Source organism: Roseateles violae, from assembly GCF_030410485.1.
Classification (GTDB): domain Bacteria; phylum Pseudomonadota; class Gammaproteobacteria; order Burkholderiales; family Burkholderiaceae_C; genus Roseateles_D; species Roseateles_D violae.
In genome coordinates this window covers 79,666-99,369 of sequence record NZ_JAUHHC010000005.1, presented here as the reverse complement: position 1 = coordinate 99,369, position 19,704 = coordinate 79,666, and the positions used below count along the sequence as shown (strand labels likewise).

At 68.3% G+C, this 19,704-nt stretch carries 25 protein-coding genes; 20 read left to right on the top strand and 5 right to left on the bottom strand.

The genetic code is table 11. The features are described 5' to 3' along the window. Nucleotides 1–27: 27 nt before the first annotated feature. Nucleotides 28–477, bottom strand: coding sequence for a D-aminoacyl-tRNA deacylase (gene dtd, locus QWJ38_RS18045; protein WP_290360511.1), 450 nt, complete (start codon nucleotides 475–477; stop codon nucleotides 28–30). Then, nucleotides 474–1,373 carry a cation diffusion facilitator family transporter gene (locus QWJ38_RS18040; protein WP_290360510.1) on the bottom strand — a complete coding sequence of 300 codons (900 nt, stop codon included), beginning with the start codon at nucleotides 1,371–1,373 and terminating at the stop codon, nucleotides 474–476. The genes dtd and QWJ38_RS18040 overlap by 4 nt, the downstream gene beginning before the upstream one ends. A 66-nt stretch (nucleotides 1,374–1,439) precedes the next feature. On the opposite strand from QWJ38_RS18040, the gene argB reads away from it, so the two are divergent. The 13 genes from argB (at nucleotide 1,440) to tatC (ending at nucleotide 9,175) form a co-directional block, all read left to right on the top strand. Then, on the top strand, nucleotides 1,440–2,360 hold the full coding sequence (gene argB / locus QWJ38_RS18035) for an acetylglutamate kinase (protein WP_290360509.1): 921 nt from the start codon (nucleotides 1,440–1,442) through the stop codon (nucleotides 2,358–2,360). A 54-nt stretch (nucleotides 2,361–2,414) separates the two neighbouring features. After that, nucleotides 2,415–3,101 (top strand): pyrimidine 5'-nucleotidase, encoded by a 687-nt coding sequence (locus QWJ38_RS18030; RefSeq protein ID WP_341850509.1) that lies wholly within the window; start codon nucleotides 2,415–2,417, stop codon nucleotides 3,099–3,101. 111 nt (nucleotides 3,102–3,212) lie between these two features. Beyond that, on the top strand, nucleotides 3,213–3,899 hold the full coding sequence (locus QWJ38_RS18025) for a response regulator (RefSeq protein ID WP_290360508.1): 687 nt from the start codon (nucleotides 3,213–3,215) through the stop codon (nucleotides 3,897–3,899). 89 nt (nucleotides 3,900–3,988) lie between these two features. Then, entirely contained in the window at nucleotides 3,989–4,642 is a 654-nt protein-coding gene (gene slmA / locus QWJ38_RS18020; protein WP_290360507.1) for a nucleoid occlusion factor SlmA, read from the top strand. Between the two features lie 32 nt (nucleotides 4,643–4,674). Beyond that, nucleotides 4,675–5,598 (top strand): ATP-binding protein, encoded by a 924-nt coding sequence (locus QWJ38_RS18015; protein WP_290360506.1) that lies wholly within the window; start codon nucleotides 4,675–4,677, stop codon nucleotides 5,596–5,598. Next, entirely contained in the window at nucleotides 5,591–6,043 is a 453-nt protein-coding gene (locus QWJ38_RS18010) for an NUDIX domain-containing protein (RefSeq protein WP_290360505.1), read from the top strand. The genes QWJ38_RS18015 and QWJ38_RS18010 overlap by 8 nt, the downstream gene beginning before the upstream one ends. 13 nt (nucleotides 6,044–6,056) lie before the next feature. Beyond that, nucleotides 6,057–6,449 (top strand): phosphoribosyl-AMP cyclohydrolase, encoded by a 393-nt coding sequence (gene hisI / locus QWJ38_RS18005; RefSeq protein ID WP_290360504.1) that lies wholly within the window; start codon nucleotides 6,057–6,059, stop codon nucleotides 6,447–6,449. Then, nucleotides 6,446–6,814, top strand: a complete 369-nt coding sequence (locus tag QWJ38_RS18000) for a phosphoribosyl-ATP diphosphatase (protein WP_290360503.1) — start codon at nucleotides 6,446–6,448, stop codon at nucleotides 6,812–6,814. The genes hisI and QWJ38_RS18000 overlap by 4 nt, the downstream gene beginning before the upstream one ends. Then, a complete protein-coding gene (locus tag QWJ38_RS17995) occupies nucleotides 6,807–7,193 on the top strand; it encodes a DUF4870 family protein (RefSeq protein WP_290360502.1) in 387 nt (128 codons plus the stop codon). The genes QWJ38_RS18000 and QWJ38_RS17995 overlap by 8 nt, the downstream gene beginning before the upstream one ends. Beyond that, on the top strand, nucleotides 7,190–7,540 hold the full coding sequence (locus QWJ38_RS17990) for a histidine triad nucleotide-binding protein (protein ID WP_290360501.1): 351 nt from the start codon (nucleotides 7,190–7,192) through the stop codon (nucleotides 7,538–7,540). Before QWJ38_RS17995 ends, QWJ38_RS17990 begins: the two co-directional genes overlap by 4 nt. Nucleotides 7,541–7,607: 67 nt before the next feature. After that, a complete protein-coding gene (tatA, locus tag QWJ38_RS17985; protein ID WP_290360500.1) occupies nucleotides 7,608–7,853 on the top strand; it encodes a Sec-independent protein translocase subunit TatA in 246 nt (81 codons plus the stop codon). Between the two features lie 40 nt (nucleotides 7,854–7,893). Next, complete coding sequence (tatB, locus tag QWJ38_RS17980; RefSeq protein ID WP_290360499.1) at nucleotides 7,894–8,379, top strand: Sec-independent protein translocase protein TatB; 486 nt, start codon at nucleotides 7,894–7,896, stop codon at nucleotides 8,377–8,379. Nucleotides 8,380–8,383: 4 nt separating this feature from the next. Further along, nucleotides 8,384–9,175 (top strand): twin-arginine translocase subunit TatC, encoded by a 792-nt coding sequence (gene tatC, locus QWJ38_RS17975; protein WP_290360498.1) that lies wholly within the window; start codon nucleotides 8,384–8,386, stop codon nucleotides 9,173–9,175. Nucleotides 9,176–9,181: 6 nt separating this feature from the next. Here tatC and QWJ38_RS17970 read toward each other — a convergent pair whose 3' ends face one another. Further along, a complete protein-coding gene (locus QWJ38_RS17970) occupies nucleotides 9,182–10,351 on the bottom strand; it encodes a S1C family serine protease (protein WP_290360497.1) in 1,170 nt (389 codons plus the stop codon). Nucleotides 10,352–10,365: 14 nt separating this feature from the next. On the opposite strand from QWJ38_RS17970, the gene QWJ38_RS17965 reads away from it, so the two are divergent. From QWJ38_RS17965 to QWJ38_RS17955, 3 genes are all read left to right on the top strand, one after another. Next, nucleotides 10,366–11,112 carry a Nif3-like dinuclear metal center hexameric protein gene (locus QWJ38_RS17965; protein WP_290360496.1) on the top strand — a complete coding sequence of 249 codons (747 nt, stop codon included), beginning with the start codon at nucleotides 10,366–10,368 and terminating at the stop codon, nucleotides 11,110–11,112. Nucleotides 11,113–11,115: 3 nt separating this feature from the next. After that, nucleotides 11,116–12,144, top strand: a complete 1,029-nt coding sequence (pdxA, locus tag QWJ38_RS17960) for a 4-hydroxythreonine-4-phosphate dehydrogenase PdxA (protein ID WP_290360495.1) — start codon at nucleotides 11,116–11,118, stop codon at nucleotides 12,142–12,144. Between the two features lie 83 nt (nucleotides 12,145–12,227). After that, nucleotides 12,228–12,863, top strand: a complete 636-nt coding sequence (locus QWJ38_RS17955) for an energy transducer TonB (protein WP_290360494.1) — start codon at nucleotides 12,228–12,230, stop codon at nucleotides 12,861–12,863. 26 nt (nucleotides 12,864–12,889) lie between these two features. Here the strand turns inward: QWJ38_RS17955 and QWJ38_RS17950 are convergent, their stop codons facing one another. Continuing rightward, complete coding sequence (locus QWJ38_RS17950; protein WP_290360493.1) at nucleotides 12,890–15,286, bottom strand: DUF1631 family protein; 2,397 nt, start codon at nucleotides 15,284–15,286, stop codon at nucleotides 12,890–12,892. A 162-nt stretch (nucleotides 15,287–15,448) separates the two neighbouring features. Then, nucleotides 15,449–15,883 (bottom strand): large conductance mechanosensitive channel protein MscL, encoded by a 435-nt coding sequence (mscL, locus tag QWJ38_RS17945; protein WP_290360492.1) that lies wholly within the window; start codon nucleotides 15,881–15,883, stop codon nucleotides 15,449–15,451. A 205-nt stretch (nucleotides 15,884–16,088) separates the two neighbouring features. On the opposite strand from mscL, the gene petA reads away from it, so the two are divergent. The 4 genes from petA to QWJ38_RS17925 all read left to right on the top strand — a co-directional run bounded on the left by petA (nucleotide 16,089) and on the right by QWJ38_RS17925 (nucleotide 19,700). Beyond that, nucleotides 16,089–16,685, top strand: coding sequence for a ubiquinol-cytochrome c reductase iron-sulfur subunit (gene petA, locus QWJ38_RS17940; RefSeq protein WP_290360491.1), 597 nt, complete (start codon nucleotides 16,089–16,091; stop codon nucleotides 16,683–16,685). A 21-nt stretch (nucleotides 16,686–16,706) separates the two neighbouring features. Further along, on the top strand, nucleotides 16,707–18,107 hold the full coding sequence (locus tag QWJ38_RS17935) for a cytochrome b (protein WP_290360490.1): 1,401 nt from the start codon (nucleotides 16,707–16,709) through the stop codon (nucleotides 18,105–18,107). 19 nt (nucleotides 18,108–18,126) lie between these two features. Continuing rightward, the gene (locus QWJ38_RS17930) at nucleotides 18,127–18,897 is read left to right on the top strand and encodes a cytochrome c1 (protein WP_290360489.1); all 771 of its coding nucleotides are present in this window, start codon (nucleotides 18,127–18,129) and stop codon (nucleotides 18,895–18,897) included. A gap of 185 nt (nucleotides 18,898–19,082) precedes the next feature. Continuing rightward, a complete protein-coding gene (locus tag QWJ38_RS17925) occupies nucleotides 19,083–19,700 on the top strand; it encodes a glutathione S-transferase N-terminal domain-containing protein (protein ID WP_290360488.1) in 618 nt (205 codons plus the stop codon). Nucleotides 19,701–19,704 lie beyond the last annotated feature (4 nt).

The window sequence follows — 19,704 nt, the reverse complement described above, 5'->3', positions numbered from 1 at the left end:
GGCCCGCTTCGGCGGGTCTTTTCTTTTTCAGCCCGGCGCCGCGATGCGCAGCGGGATCGTCACCGGCCCGTCGTTGATCAGGGAGACCTGCATGTCCGCGCCGAACTCGCCGCTGGCGACCTCGGCATGGCGCCGGCGCGCATGGGCCAGGCAATGCTCGTACAGTCGCCGGCCCTGCTCGGCGCCGGCCGCGCCGCTGAAGCTGGGCCGGTTGCCGCCGGCGACATCGGCGGCCAGGGTGAACTGCGAAACGATCAGCAGGCCGCCGCCGATGTCCTGCAGGCTGAGGTTCATCTTGCCGGCGGCGTCGCCGAAGATGCGCAGCTTCAGCACCTTGTCGATCAGCTTCTCGGCCTGCGCCTCGCCATCGCCCGGCTCGGCGCAGATCAGCATCAGCAGGCCGGGGCCGATCGCGCCTATCGTCGCGCCGCCGACCTCGACGCTGGCTCGGCGCACCCGCTGCAGCAGCGCGATCATGGCGCGCTCTCCTCGGGCTGCTGCTCGACGGCAAGCGACTCGACATGGGTCGGCAGCAACTGGATCGTCGCGCGCAGGCCCGGCACGGCCGCCATCAGCGCCTGCTCGACCTCGGCCCGCACGGCCGCCGCGCGTCCCAGGGTCCAGGCCGAGGGCATGTGCATATGCAGATCGACGAAGCGGCGCTGGCCGGCGCTGCGGCTGGCCAGATGGTCGAAGCGTATGGTCTGCTGGTCGAAACCGGCCAGCACCTCGCGGATGCGCGCCAGCGATTCGGCGTCGAGTGCCTCGTCCATCAGGCCGGCCGAGGCGCGCCAGACCAGGTGCACGCCTTCGCGCAGGATGTTGGCGGCGACCAGCAGCGCGACCAGCGGATCCAGCCATTGCCAGCCGCTGACGATGACGCCGAACAGGCCGACGACCACGCCGACCGAGGTCCAGACATCGGTGAACAGATGGCGCGCATCGGCCTCCAGCGCGACCGAGCGCAGCTCGCGCGCCTTGCGCAGCATCGCAAAGGCCAGGCCGCCATTCAGCGCCGAGCTCAGCACCGTCAGCGCCAGGCCCAGGCCCAGTTGCTCGACCGGCTGCGGGTCCACGAGCCGGTGCACCGCGCCCCAGGCGATGCCCAGCGCCGCGGCGACGATCAGCACGCCCTCGAAGCCGCCGGAGAAATACTCGGCCTTGTGATGGCCGAAGGGATGGTCCGCATCGGGCGGGCGGGCGGCGATCGTCAGCATCGTCAGCGCGAACAGCGCGCCGGCCAGGTTCACCAGGGCCTCCAGCGCATCGGCGGCCAGGCTGACCGAGCCGGTCCACCACCAGGCCGCCGTCTTCAGCGCGATCGTCACCAGCGCGGTGGCGACCGACAGTTTCAGGTAGGAGCTCGCTTGCATGCGGCCATTGTCAGCCAGCCCAGCGACCTACAATCCGCGCAGCCACAAACTCCAGCCCCGCACGCCATGAAAACCGAGCCTGCCGCCGCCCCGCATATCGTCGATGTCGCCCATATCGCCCCGCGCGAGAAGGCCGAGATCCTGTCGCAGGCGCTGCCCTATATCCGCAAGTTCCACGGCAAGACCATCGTCATCAAGTACGGCGGCAATGCGATGACCGACCCGGCGCTGCAGCAGGACTTCGCCGAGGATGTCGTGCTGCTGAAGCTGGTCGGCCTGAACCCGGTCGTCGTGCACGGCGGCGGCCCGCAGATCGAGGACGCGCTGAACAAGCTGGGCAAGAAGGGCCACTTCATCCAAGGCATGCGCGTCACCGACGAGGAGACCATGAGCGTTGTCGAGTGGGTGCTGGGCGGCGAGGTGCAGCAGGACGTGGTCGGCCTGATCAACGCCGCCGGCGGCAAGGCGGTGGGCCTGACCGGCCGCGACGGCGGCATGATCCGCGCGCGCAAGCTGAAGATGGTCGACAAGGACGATCCGAACAAGGAACACGATATCGGCCAGGTCGGCGAGATCGTCTCTATCGACCCCAGCGTCGTCAAGGCGCTGCAGGACGATCAGTTCATCCCGGTCGTCAGCCCGATCGGCTTCGGTGAGCACAACGAGAGCTACAACATCAATGCCGATGTGGTCGCCGCCAAGCTGGCGACCGTGCTGCAGGCCGAGAAGCTCCTGATGCTGACCAATATCAAGGGCGTGCTGGACAAGGAAGGCCAGCTGATGACCGAGCTGACGCCGCGCCGCATCGACGAGCTGATCGATGACGGCACGATCAGCGGCGGCATGATTCCCAAGATCGCCGGTGCGATCGACGCGGCCAAGAGCGGCGTCCACGCGGTCCACATCATCGACGGCCGGGTGCCGCACGCGATGCTGCTGGAGATCCTCAGCGATCAGGCCTACGGAACAATGATTCGGTCTCACTGAGGCCGAAGCTTTGTTCCGCGTCCGAGCGCAGCGGGGACTTGCAATGATCCTCACGTGCTGAAAGCCATGCCGCGCCGGCCGGTCTGGTTATTCGACCTGGACAACACGCTGCACAACGCCTCCCACCAGGTGTTCGGCGCGCTCAATGTGGCGATGAGCGACTACATCGTGCGCCATGTCGGCGTCGATGCGGCCGAGGCCGACCGGCTGCGCGCGCTGTACTGGCGCCGCTATGGCGCGACCCTGCTGGGCCTGGTGCGCCACCATGGCGTCGAGGCCGCACACTTCCTGCGCGAGACCCATGGCCTGCCGGATCTGGACACGCATACCCATGCGCATGACCGGGCGGCGCTGAAGCGGCTGCGCGGCCGCAAGATCCTGCTGACCAATGCGCCCGAGGCCTATGCGCGCCGGGTGCTGGCCCTGCTGGGCCTGCAGCGCTGCTTCGAGCGGGTGATCGCCTTCGAGCAGATGACCATGTTCGGCCAGCTGCGGCCCAAGCCGGATGCGCGGATGTTCCGTCATCTGCTGGGTCGGCTGCAACTGCGCCCGCGCGACTGCGTGCTGGTCGAGGACACGCTGATCCACCAGAAGTCGGCGCGCGGCGTCGGCATGCGTACCGTCTGGATGCAGCGCTGGCTGCGCGGCGCCAGCCACGGGCCCGAGGCGCATCTGGGCCTGCGCCGCCGGCCCGCCTATGTGGACCGGCGGATCAGCCGGCTGGCCGCGCTGCTGCGCTGAGCCGGTCGTTTCATCCCACGATTGCAGGGCGGACTCGGGCCTATCATGGGCACGATCGCTTGCCCCGGGGGCTCCGCGCGGCGGAGAATGGACCAAAGCCAGCAAAGCGCCATGCCCACATTTTCCGTGCTGATCGTCGAAGACCAGGCCCGCTTCCGGGACGCCTTCGCCCATGCGCTGTCCAGCGTCAGCGATATCGAGCTCTTGGGCATCGCGCCCGACCTGCCGCAGGGCCGGCGCATGTTCGACCAGTTGCAGCCGGACGTGTTGCTGGTCGACCTGGACCTGCCGGGCGGCAGCGGCATCGAGCTGATCCGCCATGCGGCGCATACGCGGCCGCAGTGCGAGGTGATGGTGATCTCGGTGTTCGGCGACGAGCAGCATGTGCTGACCAGCATCGAGGCCGGCGCGACCGGCTATCTGCTCAAGGACAGCCTGGCGCTGGATCTGCCAGGACAGCTGCGCTCGCTGCGCGCCGGGGGCAGCCCGATCAGCCCGGTGATCGCGCGGCGCCTGCTGATGCGGCTGGCGCCGGCCGCCAACCATCTGAACAGCGTGCCGCCCGACTCGGGGCACGCACCCTTTGCCGACGAGGAGGTGGTCGCGCTGTCCGAACAGGAATCGCGCGTGCTGCACCTGGCCGCCAAGGGCTTTACCTTCGACGAGATCGCCAACTTCATGCAGGTCTCGCCGCACACGGTGATGACCTATGTGAAGCGGGTCTACCGCAAGCTGCATGTGCGCTCCAAGGTCGAGGCGATCTACGAGGCGCGCCGGCTCGGCTGGCTGCGCGACTGAGCCGGCGCCCGACGGGCAAATTCACCGCCGGACGCGGATACGGCCTGTGACAGAATCGGCGGCAAGCCAGCCCCGAAACCACGATGCCGATGCCAGTCTCCGACGATCTGAACGCCGCCGCGGCCGTGCCCGAGGCCACGACGCCCCCCGCCGCCCTGCGCAAGCGCCCGCGCCCCGGCGAGCGCCGCGTGCAGATCCTGCAGACCCTGGCCGGCATGCTGGAACAGCCGGGCGCCGACCGCGTGACGACCGCGGCCCTGGCCGCCAAGCTGGAGGTCAGCGAGGCCGCGCTGTACCGGCATTTCGCCAGCAAGGCGCAGATGTTCGAGGGCCTGATCGAGTTCATCGAGAGCAGCATCTTCACCCTGCTCAACCAGATCATCGAGCGCGAGGGCGCCAGCGGCGCCGCGCAGGCGCAGAAGATCGTCGCCGTGCTGCTGCAATTCGGCGAGCGCAACCCCGGCATGGCGCGGGTGATGGTCGGCGACGCGCTGGTCTACGAGAACGAGCGCCTGGTCGCGCGCATGAACCAGTTCTTCGACCGCATCGAATCGGCGCTGCGCCAGGTCTTGCGCGCGGCCGCCGAGGCCAGCGGTTCGCCGACGCCGACCGTGGACGCCAATGCGCAGGCCTCGGTGCTGGTCAGCTTCATCATCGGCCGGCTGCAGCGCTATGCGCGCTCGGGCTTCAAGCGCCTGCCCAGCGAACAGCTGGACGCCGCGCTGCGCATGCTGGCCGCCTGAGGCCGGTCGGCGGCTGACCTTAAACTGCAGCGATGTCTGCAGTCGAACAACTGATCGCGCGCGCCGAGGCGCTCTTGGGCCGGCTCGAGGCCGTCCTTCCCCGGACCCTGCAGGCGCCCGATTGGGGCGCCTCGGTCGCCTTCCGCTACCGGCGTCGTGCCGGCGGCCATATCCTGGAGCCGGTGCGCCATGTCGCGACGATCCGGCTCGAGGACCTGAAGGAGGTCGAGCCGCAGAAGGAAAAGCTGCTGCGCAATACCGAGCAGTTCGTTGCCGGCCGGCCGGCCAACAATGTGCTGCTGACCGGCGCGCGCGGCACGGGAAAAAGCTCGCTGATCAAGGCGGTCCTGAATGAATTCGCGGCCCGCGGCCTGCGCCTGATCGAGGTGGACAAGACCGATCTGGTCGATCTGCCCGATCTGGTCGATCTGGTCGCCGATCGGCCGGAGCGCTTCGTGATCTTCTGCGACGACCTCAGCTTCGACGAAGGCGAGGCCGGCTACAAGGCGCTGAAGTCCATGCTGGACGGCTCGGTCTCGGTGGCCGGCGACAACGTCCTGATCTATGCGACCAGCAACCGCCGCCATCTGCTGCCCGAGCAGATGAAGGACAACCTGGCGGCGCGCATGGACGAGAACGGCGAGCTGCATCCGGGTGAGGCGATCGAGGAGAAGGTCTCGCTGTCCGAGCGCTTCGGCCTCTGGGTCAGCTTCTATCCTTTCAGCCAGGGCGAGTACCTGGCGATTGCCGCGCAATGGCTGCGCTTTTATGGCTTGAGCGAAGAGCAGATCGCCGCGGCCCGCCAGCCGGCCCTGGTCTGGGCGCTGGAGCGCGGCTCGCGTTCGGGTCGCGTCGCCTGCCAGTTCGCCCGCGATCTGGCCGGCCGCGGCCAGATCGAGCCGGTCCCGGCACCGGCCAGCGACAGCCAGCCGCCTGAGGGCCTGGACCATGTCTGAGCCGAAAGACGAAAGAACGCCCGTCGATGTGGCCGTGGGCGTGCTGGTCGAGCGCGATGCCGAGGGGCGGGAAGGGCGCTTCCTGCTGACCTCGCGCCCCGAGGGCAAGGTCTATGCCGGCTACTGGGAGTTTCCCGGCGGCAAGCTGGAGGCCGGGGAGACGGTCGAGCAGGCGCTGCGCCGCGAACTGCAGGAGGAGCTGGGCATCACCATCGGCGCCGCCCACCCCTGGAAGATCGAGCTGATGGACTATCCGCATGCGCGGGTGCGCCTGCATTTCTGCAAGGTCTATGACTGGGCCGGCGAGTTCGAGATGCGCGAGCAGCAGCAGATGGCCTGGGAGAACCTGCCGGTCCGGCAGCAGCCGGTGCTGCCGGGCACGATTCCGGTGCTGCGCTGGTTCGCCGACGAGCGCGGCCATGCCGGCGCCACGCATCGGGGCTGAGTACACTGGCCGCATGGACTGGCTCGACGAGATCAAGTGGGATGCCGACGGCCTGGTGCCGGTGATCGCGCAGGAGCGCGACAGCGGCGATGTGCTGATGTTCGCCTGGATGAACCGCGAGGCGCTGGCGCGCACGGCCGAGCTCGGCCAGGCGGTCTACTGGAGCCGCTCGCGGCGCAAGCTCTGGCACAAGGGCGAGGAGTCCGGCCATCTGCAGATCGTCCACGAGCTGCGGCTGGACTGCGACAACGACGTCGTGCTGATGAAGATCACCCAGCAGGGACACGAGCCCGGCATTGCCTGCCACACCGGCCGTCACAGCTGTTTCTTCCAGCGCCTCGAGAATGGGGCCTGGACGGCTGTCGAGCCGGTGCTGAAGGACCCCGAAAGCATTTATCGCAAATGATGAGCCCGCAAGACGATACGCTGGCGCGCCTGGCCGCCGTGATCGAGTCGCGCAAGCCCGCCAACGGCGGCGACCCAGCCAGCAGCTATGTCGCCAAGCTGTTCGACAAGGGGCTGGACGCGATCCTGAAGAAGATCGGCGAGGAGGCCACCGAGACGGTGATGGCCGCCAAGGACGGCGATGCGAAGAAGCTGGTCTACGAGGTTGCCGACCTCTGGTTCCACTCGATCATCGCGCTGAGCCAGTTCGAGCTGAAGCCGGCCGACGTGCTGGCCGAGCTGGCGCGCCGCGAGGGTCTGTCGGGCCTGCAGGAATTCGCCCAACGCGGCCAGGCCGGCGCAAAAGAGGAGGAGCCCAATGACTGAAACCACCACCGTCGTGCTCGATGCCGAGCGCGAGCGCGGCCTGCGCACGGTCGGCCTGATCAGCTACATCCTGCACACCATCGTCGCCATCGGCGCGGTGCTGCCCGGCGTGCAGGCCAGCGTCGTGCTGCTGATCGTGGCGGTGATCCTGGACCTGCTCAAGCGCGGCGAGGCCGTCGGCAGCTGGCAGGCCTCCCATTTCAGCTGGCGCCTGCGCAGCGTGTTCTGGGCCGGCGCGCTGTACTGCCTGACCCTGCCGCTGTGGTTCCTGCTGGTCGTTCCTGGCTGGATTGCCTGGGTGCTGATCTCGATCTGGTTCCTCTACCGGATCGTGCGCGGCTGGACCACGATGAACGCCCACAAGCCGATGCCGCTATGACGACGACCGATCCCAACTGCCTGTTCTGCAAGATTGTTGCCGGCCAGATCCCGTCCAAGAAGGTCTACGAGGACGAGCAGCTGCTGGTCTTCCACGACATCCACCCCTGGGCGCCGGTCCATGTGCTGCTGATCCCGAAGCTGCACATCGCCTCGATGGCCGAGGTCGGGCCCGAGCACGCGGCGCTGCTGGGCCATATGACGGCCCTGGTGCCACGGCTGATGCGCGAGCTGGGCGTGACGAACGGTTTCCGCACCGTCGTCAACACCGGGCCGGACGGCGGGCAGGAGGTCTACCATCTGCATATGCATGCGATGGGCGGCCCGCGCCCCTGGCTGAAGGGCTAATCGTCCGCGACCGGCGACCGTCGTCGCCGGCCCCTAGAATGTCGAGATTCGTTTCGGGAGAAGATCCATGGGTTCATTCAGCATTTGGCACTGGCTGATCGTGCTGGTGGTGGTGGTGCTGATTTTCGGCACCAAGAAGCTGGGCAATATCGGCAGCGACCTGGGCCGCGCCGTCAAGGGTTTCAAGGACGGCATGAAGGACGGCAGCGCCGACGCGCCGGACGCCCCGGTGCCGCCGGCACAGCAGGTGACGGCCAAGCGCGCCGCCGACGAGCGCAATACCGTCGACGTCGAGGCCAAGACCAAGTCTTGAGCCCGCGCGCCATCGCTGCTGAGGCCGCCGCACCGCCCGCATGATTGATTTCGGTTTCGACAAACTCGCCCTGATCGGGGCGGTGGCCCTGGTGGTCATCGGCCCCGAGCGGCTGCCCCGCGTCGCCCGCACTGTCGGCCATCTGCTGGGCAAGGCGCAGCGCTATGTGGCCGACGTCAAGGCCGAGGTCAACCGCTCGATCGAGCTCGAAGAGCTCAAGAAGATGAAGACCGGCATGGAAGACGCCGTGCGCGATGTCGAGCAGACGGTGCGCCAGGAGGTCGACACGGCCAACAAGGCCTTCGAGCAGAGCTGGGCCGAGGCGACCGGCAGTGGCAGCAGCGACCAGGGCTACGGCAGCACGCTGCGCACGCCGGCCTCCTACCAGGCGCCGAAGAAGAACTGGCGCCTGAAGCGCGGCGCGACGCCCCAGTGGTACAAGCAGCGCGAGGGCGTGCGCCGCCATGTCCAGTCTGGTGCCGCCCGCGTGGCGCGCTTCCGCCCGCCCGGCCGCCGTTCCTTCTGATCCCATGCCCGACACCCCGAAGCCCGACGACGAACTCGCCGGCACCGAGCAGCCCTTCGTCTCCCATCTGATCGAGCTGCGCGACCGGCTGGTGCGCGCCTTCATCGCGATCGGCCTGGCCTTCGGCGTGCTGGCCGTCTTCCCCGGCCCGGCGGCGCTGTACGACCTGCTGGCCGCGCCGCTGGTCGCCCATCTGCCGGCCGGCTCGACGCTGATCGCCACCAATGTGATCTCGCCCTTTCTGGTGCCGCTGAAGATCACCCTGCTGGCCGGTTTCTTCGTCGCCTTGCCCTATGTGCTCTACCAGGTCTGGGCCTTTGTCGCGCCGGGCCTGTATTCGCACGAGAAGAAGCTGGTGCTGCCGCTGGTGATCTCCAGCACGCTGCTGTTCTTCGTCGGCGTGGCCTTCTGCTACTTCTTCGTCTTCGGCAAGGTCTTCACCTTCATCCAGAGCTTCGCGCCGAAGAGCATCACGGCGGCGCCCGATATCGAGGCCTATCTGAGCTTCGTGATGTCAATGTTCATCGCCTTCGGCGCCGCCTTCGAGGTGCCCGTGGTCGTCGTCGTGCTGGCACGCATGGGCCTGGTGACGGTGGCCAAGCTGCGCGAGTTCCGCGGCTACTTCATCGTCGTCGCCTTCATCATCGCGGCCGTCATCACGCCGCCGGACGTGGTCTCGCAGCTGGCACTGGCGATCCCCATGTGCCTGCTCTACGAGGTCGGCGTGTTTGCCGCCGGCTACTTCATCCGCTACTCGAAAGCGCCCGAGGAAGAGCCGCAGCGGCCGGCGCCTTAGCTTCGATCAGTCCTCCTCGGCCGGCTCGCGCTGCGGCCTGGGCCGCTGGCGCACCGTCAGGGCCAGCTCCAGCTGCTTCTGGCCGCGCTGCACCGCCACCACCGTCTCGCTCTGCGGCTTCAGCGCCGACACCGCGGCCAGCAATTGCGCCGGCGTCTGCACCGGCCTGTCGCCGACGCGCAGCAGCACGTCGCCCGGCTTCAGCCCGGCCTTGTCGGCCGGCGCATTGGCGACCACGCGGCTGATCAGCACGCCGGCCTGGATCGGCAGCTTGAAGGCCTCGGCGAACTCCGGCGTCAGATCGCGGGTCTCGACGCCGATCCAGCCGCGCGCGACCTCGCCGTCGCGCAGCAGCGCCTCCATCACCTGGCGCGCCGTCGTCACCGGAATCGCAAAGCCGATGCCCAGGCTGCCGCCGCCGCGCGAGAAGATCGCCGTGTTGATGCCGACCAGATTGCCCTCCGCGTCGACCAGGGCGCCGCCCGAGTTGCCCGGGTTGATCGCCGCATCGGTCTGGATGAAGTTCTCGAAGACGTTGATGCCCAGCTGCGCGCGGCCCAGCGCGCTGACGATGCCCGAGGTGACCGTCTGGCCGACATTGAAGGGGTTGCCGATCGCCAGCACCACGTCGCCCACCTGCAGCGCCTCGGCATCGCCCAGCCGGATCACCGGCAGGTGCTCGAGCTTTATCTTGAGCACCGCGACGTCGGTCTCCGGGTCGGTGCCGACCACGCTGGCATGGACCTGGCGGCCGTCGCTGAGCGCCACCTCGATGTCGGCGGCGCCATCGACCACATGGCTGTTGGTCAGCAGATAGCCGTCGGCCGAGACGATCACGCCCGAGCCCAGGCCCTGCTGCGGGCGCCCGCCGCGGCCTCCCTCGCGGCCCGGCGGACCGAAGAAGCGGAACCAAGGATCGCGCGAGCCGGCCGCGCGCGAAGGTGGCGCGCGGCTGGCAGTGATGCTGACGACGGCCGGTGCCGCGCGGCGCGCGGCCAGCGCGTAGCCGGGATGGGCGGCGCCGCTGGCGGCCAGGGCCGGCGGCAGCGGCGCGCTCCAGCCCGGATCGGGCGCCTCGCGCCATTGCAGCCACTGCGGCTTCAGGGTCGCCAGCACGAAGACGATGGCCAGCGCCACCGTGGTGGCCTGAGCGAAAATCAGCCATAGTCTGCGCACAAGCACCCTTTCCAATGACGCACCGCCACGATCTCGCCCGCCATCTCGATGCCCTGCTGGAGCCGGGGCGTTTCAAGGATTATGGGCCGAACGGTCTGCAGGTCGAGGGGCGCGCGGAGATTCGGCATCTGGTCTGCGGGGTGACGGCCAGCCTGGCCCTGATCGAGGCGGCGATCGCCGCCGGCGCCGATGCCATCCTGGTCCACCACGGCCTGTTCTGGCGCGGCCACGACGGCCGCGTGACCGGCTGGATGAAGCAGCGCCTGCAGCGGCTGCTGCAGCAGGACATCAATCTGTTTGCCTACCACCTGCCGCTCGATGCGCATCCGCTGCTGGGCAATAACGCACAGCTGGGCCTGCGGCTCGGCTGGCAGGCCGATGGCCGCTTCGGCGAGCAGGAGCTGGGCTTCATCGGCCCGCTGGCCGCGCCGCAGCTGGCCGCGCTGCAGGCGCATATCGCCGAGCGGCTGGGCCGCGAGGCGCTCGCCGTGCCCGGCGACGGCCGGCCGCTGCGCCGCGTCGCCTGGTGCACCGGCGGCGCGCAGGGCTTCTTCGAGGCGGCGATCGCCGCCGGCGCCGATGTCTTCGTCACCGGCGAGATCTCGGAGCCGCAGGCCCATTACGCGCGCGAGAGCGGCGTGGCCTTCATCGCCGCCGGCCACCATGCGACCGAGCGCTACGGCGTGCAGGCGCTGGCCGCGCAGACGGCGGCCGAGCTAGGCTTCTCCCAGCAGTTCATCGACATCGACAACCCGGCCTGAGCCATGACAGCCACCCGCAAGCCCCTGCTGCTGACCATGGGCGATGCCTGCGGCATCGGCCCGGAGATCACGGCCGCGGCCTGGCGGGCCGAGACGGCGGGCGATCTGTGCGTGGTCGGCGATGTGGCCGTGCTGCGTCGCGCGATCGCCGCCTTGGGCCTGCCGCTGCCGGTGGCGCGGCTCGATGCGCCGGACGAACTGCCGCAGCTGCCGCCGAACTGCCTGCCGGTCTGGCAGCCGGACGGCCTGCCGGCCGATCTGGCGGACTGCCCGCTCGGCCAGGTCGATGCGCGCGCCGGCGCCGCGGCCGCGCGCTGCATCGAGGCCGCGGTCGATGCGATCCAGGCCGGCCGGGCCGCCGCCCTGGTGACCGCGCCCATCCACAAGGAGGCGCTGCATGCGGCCGGCAGCGAGTTTCCCGGCCATACCGAGATGCTGCAGTCGCTGGCCGCGCGCGCCCATCACAGCGGCGTGCTGCCGCCGGTGCGCATGATGCTGGCCAACGAGGAGCTGCGCACGGTGCTGGTGACCATCCACTGCTCCTTGCGCCAGGCGATCGAGCAGATCAACCAGGACAGCGTGCTGCAGACGCTGCGCATTGCCGATGCGGCGCTGCGGCGCTTCGGCATCGCGCGGCCGCGCATTGCCGTTGCCGGCCTGAACCCGCATGCGGGCGAGGGCGGCTTGTTCGGCAGCGAGGAGATCGACCATATCGCGCCGGCCGTCGCCAGCGCGCGCGCCGAAGGCATCGATGCGCGTGGCCCCTTCGCGCCAGACACCGTCTTCATGCGGGCGCGCCACACGGCGCAGCACCCGGGCGAATTCGACCTGGTCGTCGCGATGACGCATGACCATGGCCTGATCCCGGTCAAGTACCTGGGCGTCGAGCAGGGCGTCAATGTGACCCTGGGCCTGCCCTTTGTGCGCACCAGCCCCGACCATGGCACCGCCTTCGACATCGCCGGCCGCGGCAGCGCCGATCCGGCCAGCATGGTGGCGGCGATCCGGATGGCGCGCCGCTTGATCGGCTAGAGGATCAGCACAAAGACGACGCCGCCCTCAATCGGCCGCACAATCCGGGCCTCATAACAACGAGTGTCTGCCAAGGGAGCGAGATGAGAAAAGCGATGCGAGCGGCCGCGGCCGTGCTGCTGTGGGCCTGCCTCGGCGCCGCCGGCGCGGCGGAAGAGGGCGAGGCCGAGGTCTGGTTCGAGGTGCTGTTCGACACGAGCGGCCAGGCCAGCGAGGTGGTCCCGGTCAACGAGGCCGAGCAGCCGGCCGCCTTCTGGGCCTTCATGAAGCCGCGCCTGCAGGCGCTGCGGGTCGACCCCTTCGTGCAGGACGGGCGTGCGGTCACCTACCGCACCGGCGTGCGGCTGGGCCTGCAGATCGGCCATGACGGCAAGGCGCCGACGATGGCGCTGCGCTCGCTGACGATGGCGCCGGCGGTGCTCAAGCGCTATGCGGCCAAGCAGCCGAACGAGATCTCGACGCCGGGCTGGAATGGCGAGGTCGGCGTGCTGTGCACGATCACCCGCGAGGGGCAGTGCCGGGTCAAGAGCGTCGACAGCCTGCCGGGCGTGGCCGATTCGGTGCGCCGCTGGGCCAAGGTCTCGGCCGAGGGCTGGCGTTTTCGCGCGATCGAGATCGATGGCCAGCCGATCGAGTCGGAGCAGAAGATCACGCTGATGCTGGCCGTCACCGAGGAAATGCCGGACCGCAATGTGTTCCGCAAGCTGAACCCGCTCTGAGAGCGCGGGGCCGGCGCGGACCGGGATCAGGCCTTGCTGAGCTCGGCCAGTTGCTTGCGCGCCCGCGCGGTCGCGCGTTCGAGCAGATAGGCGTTCTCGAAGGCGCGCAGGCGGCCCGCCTCGCACAGGCGGCGCAGCATGCGCGCGGTCATCGTCACCGTCTGCTGGTGCTTGCTGCCCTGGGTGAAGATGAAGAAGCTGCGGCCGGCGCTGATATGGGCCAGGCGCACCTTGGCCCAGCCCTCGTTGATGTGCATGCGATAGGCGAAGCCCAGCTGCAGATGGTCGATTAGCAGCGCGCCGGCGCTGGGCTCGGGCGCCTCGGCGACCGGCGGCAGGCCGTCGATGCTGATGTCGACCGCCTGCAGCGCCGGCTCGGGCGGCTCGGCGCCGAGGTCGATGTCGACCTGGCCGTTCCAGTCCACGCCGGCCTCGTCGACCAGGCCCAGGCTGCGCGCCTCCTCGGCGCTGAGCCGCGCGCCCATGTCCAGGTCCTGCGGCACGGTGATCGGCGCCGACTGCGAGGGCGGGGGCAGGTCTTGCTCGGCCGGCGGCGCACAGCCGAAGACCTGGTCGAGCTGCTTGACCAGCAGATTGGTGTCCAGCGCCGACAGCGCCTGGCCCTTCAGCGATTCGGCATGGGCCGGCAGCAGTTGGCCGAAGAAGGCCTTGCGCGCGGACTCCGGCCAGGCGATCAGGTCCAGCCCCTCGTTGAGCGTGCGCATCAGGCCCGGCAGCTGGCCGAGGAAGGTCTGGCGCTGGGCGGTGCCGCCCTTGGGCTGCACGCTCATCACCAGCTCGCGGCCGAGCTGGCGCAGGCGCAGCGCGCGCTCGGGTGCGCCCTCGCGCGAGGCCAGCACGATGGCCTGGCTCCAGACCTGGGCCAGGAAGTCGCGCAGGAAGCCGTCCATCGGCACCGTGGCCAGCGCCTGCTGCAGCTGCTGCATATAGCGCTGCTGCAGGCGCAGATCGGTTTCCTTGCGCTCGAGCAGCGCGGCGGCGTCGCCCTGCGCCTTCAGCGCGCGGGCGGTCTGCTCGGCGATGAAGGCCTCGAGCGCGTCCAGCTTGCTCTCGTAGACGTCCATGCGGTCGAAGTCGCCGTTGGCGACGTCCTGCACCAGCTCGCGCACATGGGCGAGGAAGGACTGGCCCGGCTCTTCGGAGAAATCGTCGAAGGCGCAGGCCAGCGAGGCCATGCGGTTGACGAAGCGGCGCACCGGGTGGCGGCGCGAGGAGAAGAAGCTCGGGTCGCCGAGCGCGACGCGCAGCACCGGCAGCTGCAGCCGGGCCAAGAGCCGCGCCATTTGCGGCGGCACCTTGGGATCGGCCAGGATCTGGTCGAACAGGCTGCCCACCACGTCGATGACCATATGGTCGAGCCGGCCGGTGGCGGCCTGGCGCAGCTCTTCGCGGTGCAGATGGATCAGATTGGGCGGCGGCGGGGCCGCCTGCCAGTGCATCGCGCCGCCGGCCTCGGCCGCCGCGGCCAGGCCGGGCGCGCCGAAGTCGCCCGGCTGGGTATAGCCACCGGTGGCCGAGACGCCGCCCGCCGGCACCTGCGCCAGCCGGCGCAGCAGGTCCATCATCTGCGCATCGACGCTGCCTAGGCCGCCCGCTGCGATGCCGCGGTTCGACCCGCGGCGATCCTGGCCGCCGTAGCCGCCACCATGCCCGCCGTGCACGCTGGCGCCGCCATGGCCGCTGCCATAGTCGCCCTGCTGGCTGCGGCCCAGCGGCTGCGAACGGGTCGAATGGGCGCCATGGCTGCTGTGCATGCTGTGGCCGCCGCCCGAGTCGGCGCCGCGCACGCGCAGGTCCTGCGGACGCAGGCCCCGGCTGCGCAGCAGCTCGGCGATGTCGGCGTAGCAGCTGCGCATCTCCTGCGCCAGCGCGCGGGTCAGCTCGTCGATCAGCACCTGCCGCGTCGACGCGTCGTCGCTGACCGCCTGCACGCCTTCGAGAAGCGCCTGGCCGATCAGCTCCGGACGCAGCGGATTGCGTTCGCCGCTGCTGAGGCCGGCCACATAGGACTCGACCTCGCGCAGCTCCCACTCGCTGTGGTGGCCGATCGCCAGGCCGATGCGGTCGGCCGCGACCAGCGCGTCGACGGCGTCGTCGTCCATCAGCGAGAGCTCGGTCCAGGCCTTCTTCGGCGCGGCGGCCGGCTCGGGCGCCAGCTGACCCTGTTCGGCCATCAGCTGGCGGCGCAGGCTTTGGTGGAAACCCTGGCCGAAGGCGGCCTGCTGCTTGCGGAACAGGAACTGTGCCGACAGCAGCGCATCGCGGCGCTTGATCTGGCCGGCCGACAGCGCCGACAGGCCCAGGCCTTCTGCGCAGCGCTCCGCCGCCTGCTCGGCCGCCGCGCGAATGCGCTGCAGCGCGGCGTCCAGATGGGGGTTCAGTCTCGGGTCGGGCGCATTCATGGTGTCTTGAACGGCCCTGTGGTCAGTTCACCACAGGGCAATGGGATCAGTATCGGCCGAAAGAGGGCTGCACTGCAGTCGCTGGCGCGCCGCCGGAGGCGTCGGGATGCCAAATAGCTGACAGTTCGGGGCGCCGAAACCTTTGCTTACCCGGGCGGCGACTCAGCGGCGCAGGGCGTCGCGGATCTCGCGCAGCAGCACGGTGTCTTCGGGCGTCACCGGCTCGGGCGCCGGGGCGGCCGGCTCGTCGCGCTTGAGCCGGTTGATCTGCTTGATCATCAGGAAAATGATGAAGGCCAGGATGATGAAGTTCAGCAGAATGGTCAGGAAGTTGCCGTAGGCGAACAGCGGCACGCCGGCCTTGGTCAGGGCCTCGTAGGTCATCGCGCCCTTGTAGTCGGGCGGCGGACTGGCCAGCATGACGAAGTGGTTGCTGAAGTCGAGGCCGCCGACCGCGCGGCCGATCAGGGGCATGATCAGGTCCTTGACGGCCGAGTCGACGATCTTGCCGAAGGCGGCGCCGATGATCACGCCGACCGCCAGGTCGACCACATTGCCCTTGACGGCGAACTCCCTGAATTCCGAGAAAAATCCCATTGCGGCTCCGATCGATGAGCGGGCGGGGCGCCCGAAAGGTCGGCCCATTGTCCACGCCGCCGGTGTTGCTGCAACGACAAAGCGATGCGATTTGCGTCGCGCATAACGCCCCGGCAGGACGATGCCGATGGGGGAGCCCGCCGGCGTCCGCTAGAATCCTCGGTTGCCCCCGATCAGAATCATCAGAAGTCAGTCAAGGATCCTCATGAGTGACCAGCAAGTGGACCAAGGCAAGCGCACCTGGCTCATCGCCACGAGTTGCGCCGGTGCCGTTGGCGGCGTTGCCACCGCCGTGCCCTTCGTCAGCACCTTCACGCCGTCCGAGCGCGCCAAGGCCGCCGGCGCCGCCGTCGAGGCGGACATCTCCGGCCTGAAGCCGGGCGAGAAGATGACCGTCGAATGGCGCGGCAAGCCGGTGTGGATCGTGCGCCGCACGCCCGAGCAGATCGCCGAGCTGCCGAAGATCGACGCCCAGCTGGCCGATCCGAATTCGGACCGCAAGGCCTATCCGACGCCGGACTACGCCAAGAACACCAACCGCTCGATCAAACCGGAGTACTTCGTCGCCGTGGGCATCTGCTCGCACCTGGGCTGCTCGCCCAGCGACAAGTTCGTGGCCGGCCCGCAGCCCTCGCTGCCGGACGACTGGCACGGCGGTTTCCTGTGCCCCTGCCATGGCTCGACCTTCGACCTGGCCGGCCGCGTGTTCAAGAACAAGCCCGCGCCGGACAACCTCGAGGTGCCGCCCCACATGTATCTGTCCGACACCAAGATCCTGATTGGTGAAGACAAGAAGGCCTGAAGCTAAAGGACAGAGGTCAACATGGCTGAATTCAAGCAAGCTCCCGCTGGCGCCTCGATGGGCGAACAGCTGATGACATGGGTGGACAACCGCTTCCCGGCGTCCAAGATGTACAAGGAGCATATGTCGGAGTACTACGCTCCGAAGAACTTCAACTGGTGGTACATCTTCGGCTCGCTGGCGATGCTGGTGCTGGTGATCCAGATCGTCACCGGCATCTTCCTGGTGATGCACTACAAGCCGGACGCGGCCCTGGCCTTCGCCTCGGTCGAGTACATCATGCGCGATGTGCCCTGGGGCTGGCTGATCCGCTACATGCACTCGACCGGCGCCTCGGCGTTCTTCGTCGTCGTGTATCTGCACATGTTCCGCGGCCTGATCTACGGCAGCTACCGCAAGCCGCGCGAGCTGGTCTGGATCTTCGGCTGCGCGATCTTCCTGTGCCTGATGGCCGAGGCCTTCATGGGCTATCTGCTGCCCTGGGGCCAGATGTCCTACTGGGGCGCCCAGGTGATCGTGAACCTGTTCGCCGCCGTGCCCTTCGTCGGCCCGGACCTGGCCCTGCTGATCCGCGGCGACTACGTCGTCGGTGACGCGACCTTGAACCGCTTCTTCTCCTTCCACGTGATTGCCGTGCCGCTGGTGCTCCTGGGCCTGGTGGTCGCGCACATCATTGCGCTGCACGAAGTCGGTTCGAACAATCCGGACGGCGTGGAGATCAAGGCCAAGAAGGACGAGAAGGGCCGCCCGCTGGACGGCATCCCCTTCCATCCCTACTACACGGTGCACGACATCTATGGCGTGAGCCTGTTCCTGCTGGTGTTCACGGCGATCATCTTCTTCTCGCCCGAACTCGGCGGCTACTTCCTCGAGTACAACAACTTCATTCCGGCCGACCCGCTGAAGACGCCGGCGCACATCGCCCCGGTCTGGTACTTCACGCCCTTCTACTCGATGCTGCGCGCGACCACCGACGTGATGGTCAATGTGCTGGTGGGCATCATCGGCATCGGCGCCGTGCTGGCCGCGATCAAGGGCAACTTCTCGGGCAAGGCCAAGGCCGCCCTGCTGATCGGCGCGCTGATCGCCTGTGCGCTGCTGAAGATCTTCGACGCCAAGTTCTGGGGCGTCGTGGTGATGGGCGGTGCGGTCGTGATCCTGTTCTTCCTGCCCTGGCTGGACCACAGCCCGGTCAAGTCGATCCGTTATCGCCCCGACTGGCACAAGTATGTCTACGGCGTGTTCGTGATCTTCTTCCTGGTGCTGGGCTATCTCGGCATCAAGCCGCCGAGCGATATCGGCACGCTCATCGCGCAGGTCGGCACGCTGTTCTATTTCGGCTTCTTCCTGCTGATGCCCTGGTGGAGCAAGCTCGGCACGCCCAAGGCGGTGCCAGACCGTGTGACCTACCACGCCCACTAAGCATCGGAGCTCAATAGAAATGAAGAAACTCATCGCTACGCTGCTGATCGGCCTGGGCTTGATCGGCGGTGCACAGGCCTCGGAAGGCGGCATCCCCTGGGACAAGTTCCCCAAGGACAAGATGCAGGACGTGGCCTCGCTGCAGAACGGCGCCAAGCTGTTCGTCAACTACTGCCTGAACTGCCACTCGGCCGCCTTCATGCGCTACAACCGCATGCGCGACCTGGGCCTCACCGAAGCGCAGATCAAGAGCAATCTGATGTTCGCCTCCGAGAAGGTCGGCGACGTCATGAAGATCTCTTTGGACGCCAAGCAGGCCAAGGACTTCTTCGGCGCCACGCCGCCGGACCTGACCGTCATCGCGCGCTCGCGCGCCGACGGCGCCAAGGGCTCGGGTGCGGATTACCTCTACACCTATCTGCGCACCTACTACCGCGACGACACCAAGGCAACCGGCTGGAACAACCTGGCCTTCCCCAGCGTCGCGATGCCGCATGTGCTGTGGGAGCTGCAGGGCCAGCGCGTCGCCAAGTTCGAGGAAGCGGACGACCCGCACGAGCATGGCAAGAAGATCCATGTGCTGAAGGGCTTCGAGCAAGCCACCCCGGGCAAGCTCGACGCGCTGCAGTACGACAACGCGGTCGGCGACCTGGTCGCCTATCTGCAATGGATGGGCGAGCCGGCCCAGGGCGAGCGCTTCCGCCTCGGCGTGCTGGTGCTGCTGTTCCTGTCGGTCTTCACCGTGCTGGCCTGGCGCCTGAACGCGTCCTACTGGAAGGACGTCAAATAGCTTCTCGTCCTCGCCGGCCCGCCAGGGCTGGCAAAGACGTCAAGTAAACGCCTCCAGGCCTGATACCGCAGTGGGGCGCTCGCCGAGCCACCCACTGCGTTTGCTTTTTGTGCGGCGACTGGTTCACACTGGCGCCGCGAACTGTCTCAAGACAATACCCTGATCCTCAACGGGAGCCTGCCGCCATGATGGTGCTTTACTCTGGAACCACCTGCCCCTACTCGCACCGCTGCCGCTTCGTGCTGTTCGAAAAGGGCATGGATTTCGAAATCCGTGATGTGGACCTGTTCGCCAAGCCCGAAGACATCGCGCTGATGAACCCGTACAACGAGGTGCCGATCCTGGTCGAGCGCGACCTGATCCTGTACGAGTCGCACATCATCAACGAGTACATCGACGAGCGCTTCCCGCATCCGCAGCTGATGCCCGGCGACCCGGTCGCCCGCGCCCGCGTGCGCCTGTTCCTGCTGAACTTCGAGAAGGAGCTGTTCGCCCATGTGAACATCCTCGAAGGCCGCGGCACGACGACCAAGGCGACCGACAAGCAGCTCGAGAAGGCCCGCGCCCAGATCCGCGACCGCCTGACCCAGCTGGCACCGATCTTCCTGAAGAACAAGTACATGCTGGGCGACGACTTCTCGATGCTGGACGTCGCGATCGCGCCGCTGCTGTGGCGTCTCGACTACTACGGCATCGACATGTCGAAGAACGCGCTGCCGCTCTTGAAGTACGCCGAGCGCATCTTCTCGCGCCCGGCCTATATCGAAGCGCTGACCCCGTCCGAAAAGGTCATGCGCAAGTAAGCTG

What these genes read in the sequence shown, in the direction of transcription:
- QWJ38_RS17925 (WP_290360488.1), top strand. Translation starts at nt 19,083, where the DNA reads ATGATGGTGCTTTACTCTGGAACCACCTGCCCCTACTCGCACCGCTGC.
- QWJ38_RS17955 (WP_290360494.1), top strand. Translation starts at nt 12,228, where the DNA reads ATGAGAAAAGCGATGCGAGCGGCCGCGGCCGTGCTGCTGTGGGCCTGC.
- petA (WP_290360491.1), top strand. Translation starts at nt 16,089, where the DNA reads ATGAGTGACCAGCAAGTGGACCAAGGCAAGCGCACCTGGCTCATCGCC.
- tatA (WP_290360500.1), top strand. Translation starts at nt 7,608, where the DNA reads ATGGGTTCATTCAGCATTTGGCACTGGCTGATCGTGCTGGTGGTGGTG.
- tatB (WP_290360499.1), top strand. Translation starts at nt 7,894, where the DNA reads ATGATTGATTTCGGTTTCGACAAACTCGCCCTGATCGGGGCGGTGGCC.
- pdxA (WP_290360495.1), top strand. Translation starts at nt 11,116, where the DNA reads ATGACAGCCACCCGCAAGCCCCTGCTGCTGACCATGGGCGATGCCTGC.
- QWJ38_RS18025 (WP_290360508.1), top strand. Translation starts at nt 3,213, where the DNA reads ATGCCCACATTTTCCGTGCTGATCGTCGAAGACCAGGCCCGCTTCCGG.
- slmA (WP_290360507.1), top strand. Translation starts at nt 3,989, where the DNA reads ATGCCAGTCTCCGACGATCTGAACGCCGCCGCGGCCGTGCCCGAGGCC.
- hisI (WP_290360504.1), top strand. Translation starts at nt 6,057, where the DNA reads ATGGACTGGCTCGACGAGATCAAGTGGGATGCCGACGGCCTGGTGCCG.
- QWJ38_RS18000 (WP_290360503.1), top strand. Translation starts at nt 6,446, where the DNA reads ATGATGAGCCCGCAAGACGATACGCTGGCGCGCCTGGCCGCCGTGATC.
- QWJ38_RS17950 (WP_290360493.1), bottom strand. Translation starts at nt 15,286, where the DNA reads ATGAATGCGCCCGACCCGAGACTGAACCCCCATCTGGACGCCGCGCTG.
- QWJ38_RS18040 (WP_290360510.1), bottom strand. Translation starts at nt 1,373, where the DNA reads ATGCAAGCGAGCTCCTACCTGAAACTGTCGGTCGCCACCGCGCTGGTG.
- QWJ38_RS17965 (WP_290360496.1), top strand. Translation starts at nt 10,366, where the DNA reads ATGACGCACCGCCACGATCTCGCCCGCCATCTCGATGCCCTGCTGGAG.
- QWJ38_RS17930 (WP_290360489.1), top strand. Translation starts at nt 18,127, where the DNA reads ATGAAGAAACTCATCGCTACGCTGCTGATCGGCCTGGGCTTGATCGGC.
- QWJ38_RS18015 (WP_290360506.1), top strand. Translation starts at nt 4,675, where the DNA reads ATGTCTGCAGTCGAACAACTGATCGCGCGCGCCGAGGCGCTCTTGGGC.
- QWJ38_RS17935 (WP_290360490.1), top strand. Translation starts at nt 16,707, where the DNA reads ATGGCTGAATTCAAGCAAGCTCCCGCTGGCGCCTCGATGGGCGAACAG.
- mscL (WP_290360492.1), bottom strand. Translation starts at nt 15,883, where the DNA reads ATGGGATTTTTCTCGGAATTCAGGGAGTTCGCCGTCAAGGGCAATGTG.
- QWJ38_RS17995 (WP_290360502.1), top strand. Translation starts at nt 6,807, where the DNA reads ATGACTGAAACCACCACCGTCGTGCTCGATGCCGAGCGCGAGCGCGGC.
- tatC (WP_290360498.1), top strand. Translation starts at nt 8,384, where the DNA reads ATGCCCGACACCCCGAAGCCCGACGACGAACTCGCCGGCACCGAGCAG.
- QWJ38_RS17990 (WP_290360501.1), top strand. Translation starts at nt 7,190, where the DNA reads ATGACGACGACCGATCCCAACTGCCTGTTCTGCAAGATTGTTGCCGGC.
- QWJ38_RS18010 (WP_290360505.1), top strand. Translation starts at nt 5,591, where the DNA reads ATGTCTGAGCCGAAAGACGAAAGAACGCCCGTCGATGTGGCCGTGGGC.
- argB (WP_290360509.1), top strand. Translation starts at nt 1,440, where the DNA reads ATGAAAACCGAGCCTGCCGCCGCCCCGCATATCGTCGATGTCGCCCAT.
- dtd (WP_290360511.1), bottom strand. Translation starts at nt 477, where the DNA reads ATGATCGCGCTGCTGCAGCGGGTGCGCCGAGCCAGCGTCGAGGTCGGC.